Annotated in this window: 3 protein-coding genes and 1 pseudogene; 2 read left to right on the forward strand and 2 right to left on the reverse strand. The window is 50.7% G+C overall.

The window, feature by feature from the left end; translation table 11 throughout:
• Positions 1–225 (forward strand): annotated as a pseudogene (locus EXE44_RS21130) (site-specific integrase); the annotation flags it as partial.
• 64 nt (positions 226–289) lie between these two features.
• On the opposite strand, the gene EXE44_RS16155 reads toward EXE44_RS21130, so the two are convergent.
• Both EXE44_RS16155 and EXE44_RS16160 read right to left on the reverse strand, forming a co-directional pair.
• Complete coding sequence (locus tag EXE44_RS16155) at positions 290–802, reverse strand: helix-turn-helix transcriptional regulator (RefSeq protein ID WP_137717936.1); 513 nt, start codon at positions 800–802, stop codon at positions 290–292.
• 754 nt (positions 803–1556) lie between these two features.
• The gene (locus EXE44_RS16160; RefSeq protein ID WP_137705916.1) at positions 1557–1856 is read right to left on the reverse strand and encodes a hypothetical protein; all 300 of its coding nucleotides are present in this window, start codon (positions 1854–1856) and stop codon (positions 1557–1559) included.
• Between the two features lie 1108 nt (positions 1857–2964).
• On the opposite strand from EXE44_RS16160, the gene EXE44_RS16165 reads away from it, so the two are divergent.
• The coding region (locus EXE44_RS16165; RefSeq protein WP_137717937.1) for a DUF499 domain-containing protein at positions 2965–4006 on the forward strand (1042 nt) is incomplete at its 3' end.

Consider the following 4006-nt stretch of genomic DNA (forward strand, 5'->3'; position numbering starts at 1 on the left):
GCTGACGTACTAGCCGAAGACGAGCAAGAACCTGACGAATGGGAACACGTGTCCTCGCACGACTGCCGCCGGCACTGGGCGCACCTTCACTTAGTCGAAAAGAAAGTCCCTGTACGCGTCATGATGGCCATAGGCGGGTGGTCTTCGTATTCAGCAATTGAGCCATATCTTACTGTACCAACCGAGAAATCGATTCTCGAAGAAATGCGCGCAGTACAGAACTAGTGAACGGGGTTTCCAATTAACTGTCTAATTAATTATCTGGTTAACTGATTAGCTAAGCTCTCTCTCAACGGATTGGTTCGTCTGTTCCTTCTTCAACCAGTCCAATTCTTCGAGCATAAGCGAGCCCCTCGTCTTCTTCAGACGGTGTAGACTCATCGGTTGACTCGGGCTCTGACAATTGCGCTTCCAAATCAGCGACCCTAGTGGTAAGACGTTCTAACTCCGGGTAGACGGTATTTTTGACAAAATCCACGTACTCATCTACGTTGACCGCGAGGTCCACAACGTCGACGGTCGTCCGCTCAGGCTTCCTATCATGAGACAAGAGCGCTTCTGCTTCGTCGCGCATCCCCTCCGGGATAACTGCGACCTTCATCCGCGACCCGGACTGCGAAGGGATTTGCGCGCGCTCCACTTCAATAAACTCGTGTTGCTCCATCTTGCGAAACTGATGTTGAAGCTGGCCTTCGGTCAAGTCGGTTCTCCGCCGTATCTGAGCCATCGACGCTCTCCCGTCTTCTTCAAGCACCGCCGAGACGAACTGGCGCGTTTCGTTCGTCTCATTCATTCTATTCATACCAAATTATTGGCAATAAGACGGCAAAGGTGTATGGGCGACGAAGGCTTCGAAAGCATGCTGAGAGAGGCTTCGGCGGGGTATAATCCAAAGCCTCGGTAAGAGGCTTCGACAGGGTGCGAACCCACGCTCGACGGATTCTCTTAGAGACACCCCCTAAGAGAGACCGAATATCCATGATTCAAGTTATCTTCGAAGGGAATAATCATCTAAGGGATTACCTGAGTCTGGGTACAAGACTTCTCGGTTTCGAACACGGAACCCATCTTACCAAGTAACGGAGAGAGCGCAAGAAGGAACATCGTCTCTCAAACTGAACAAGGATTATTTTTCTCTGGGTAGGGCGGTGAGTGGAGCGGAGCGAAGCACCCAGTCGGTACCGGGCGACGGTTCCAGTTGTTGAACGTAGTAGAGTTAAAATACAGTAATCAAGTTGACACTTATTGTGGTCGAAGTCATAGGCATACTATGGATGACGACATAGACTGGCCGGACGACTTACGCTGTAGCACCTGCGGCGAACCCGTCGGCGAAGAAGGCGTTCGAATCCACGTCGCCCACCTCGTAGTTCCTCGTGAGCCGGAACTCTATGCGTGGTGCCCTAGACACTCTCCCGATACAGAAGAGGAGGAACAAGCGCTGTGGAAGCAAGTGAAACGAGGAGACTTGCTAGAACAGGCCCAATCATGGGAAGATTATGACTAATAGCAGGTCTAAGCATCTCTGAGAAAACTAGTACGTAAGGCGAGTCGAACTACTCTTGATGTCGTGCCTTATCCATAATCTCATGTACATCTAACGCCTCGCGTTGTTGAACCTCTCCCTGAGCATTTACCGCTAAATGCGCAAGAGGCTCTACCAGAGGGCGGACATCCGAATCAAGATAGGTGTTATACTCTCTTGATACTGACTCCAAATCATCCTGTAGTTCAATGATGTGTTGGTAGAGGTCGGATACTAAACTGTCAGGACAGTCCGTCAGGTCATATTTTGCAAGACCTCTTAACTCGGCTGTCTTCTGTCTATCTTTGCTGTTTTGATTTTCTGTGCTCATTTTTAGTCACGATTCCGTATCAACTGAACCAGCCGTCAGTGGTTCCAACTGTCGACTGAAACTGCGGTCAGCTGAATGTCTCGGTGAGGTGTCACGGACAGTCCGCGACAGCGCATCAATGACAACAACAGGTACGTTGGTTCAGTTAATATACTTTCCTTAAAATAAGCCTCTGTCTATCGGTTTTGTAGTTCCACCATACAGTGGTTCCCGTGCTAAATGAAGAAATCTACATATCCTTCCGAATAACCAGACTGGTTCAGACGATTCAGGTTCTGTGGTGAGGAAGTCATCTCCGTGCTGTAGATATGTATAAAGCCGGAATAGCAGTCTCTGAAACTATGACAATTTTCTGGAAATTGTACAGCATCGGGTCTGGCTACGATAGAGAACGCACCTCAGCTGAAATTCAAAGGGGTAATTAGATGGTTCAACTCCACATCGTTGGTGGGAACGCAAAGACCTCCTATGGGATTTATATAAATTCGTCTCTCGTGGATGATACTGGATGGGAGACCGGTGATTCCCTTCGAATCACTGTCGTCGACGGAGAATTAATTCTTGTCACACACGAACAGATGCCGGTTAACCAATGGATTGAGCTCTACGACGCTGCAACTACAAATGAAACAATCAATGAAATGGACCCAGCAGACCTCATCAAGTTACGGGACTTCTCTGACGGTTCCGATGGTCGTCGACCATCTTCGGTGACTTCGCTGTCTCGACTTAGCGACTCAGGACATCGGGTTCTCGTCACAAACGCAGTACACCGACTCAGATTAACGGCGAACACTGCAATCCACCGACAGGCAAACTTGGGTGTACTCGTTCTAATTCCGGCCTCTATCGAGACAGAGGACGTAAATGAACGAGTTCGAGATATTTTGGATAAGCGTGAGTCACAATTGGGAAACAGCAGTAACCCTACCGAATAGATATGACCTCTGACAAAGCCGGACTAAGACTCACTAATAGGACAGCTGCGGGCTGTTAGCTAGTAATACCATATCTTGGTGGCTTTCACGTTGGTATTCAGCCGTTACACTAGGTGATAATACAGACGCAACTACTTACTAACCCCCCCACATTTGTGACAGTATCATCAATGGCTCCACAGATTCCCACACTCTTTGAGTCGTGTACTCCCCACGACGATGTGCTATCGGGAACACTGTCGGAAAATGAGTTCGCTGCGAAGCTCTCCGATGTAGTGTTTCGACAGGATGAGGCCCCTGAAATCTATGGAAACCCGGATACCTTCTTCGAGAAGACGTATCCAACAGATGGACTACAGGACCTCCTCACTCTGCTTGCGAAACGATACGTCGGCAAAGAGCAAGACGAGTTCAGCGGAGAAGATGGGCTTCTCTCACTCGATACGGTATTCGGTGGTGGAAAAACCCACTCACAAATCGCCGCGTACCACTTCTCGCAGAACCCGGACGTAATCGACGACCTATCACAGTACATCGTCGACGACGAAGCACGTTCGCAGTTTGAAGAGGTCAAAGACGAACTATCTGTTCGGACAGCCGTTTTCGAAGGCGGGTACGTCAGCGCGAGCAAGGCGAAATGTAACAAGGACGACCCGAGTGCACCGAACACGCAGACGATGTGGGGCGAACTCGCGTATCAGCTAGCCGGTGCGGAAGGATACGCGATGTTTAGCGAGTACGACAACGACCGCGTTGCCCCCGGAGAGTCGGACGTAGTCGAACTCTTCGAGATGATGGACGACCCGGGACTGGTACTCATCGACGAGGTGGCCCAATACTTCGAGCAGGCCGCAGCCGTCGGTGTCGAGGGGTCCACGCTAGCTGACCAGACGAACTCCTTCCTCTGGTCGCTCATGCGAGCCACGCAGAACACCGACGCAGTCACTGTCATCCTTTCAGTCTCTGCTACTGCGTTCGAGGACCGCGCACAGGTAGTCCAAGACCTCATCACCGACCTCGACGGCATCTCCGAACGCACCGAACACGCGGTTACACCTACCGATGACGACGAGGTCGCGGCAGTCCTCCGGCATCGATTGTTCGAGTCGGTCGACGACGATGTTGCATCTCGCGTGGCTGAATCGTACCAAAGCTACTACCGTGACTTCGAAGACGAGCTCCCTGACAGAGTCACCAAGGCAGAGTTCAAAG

It is taken from the genome of Halorubrum sp. SS7 (assembly GCF_005435055.1).
GTDB lineage: Archaea > Halobacteriota > Halobacteria > Halobacteriales > Haloferacaceae > Halorubrum > Halorubrum salinarum.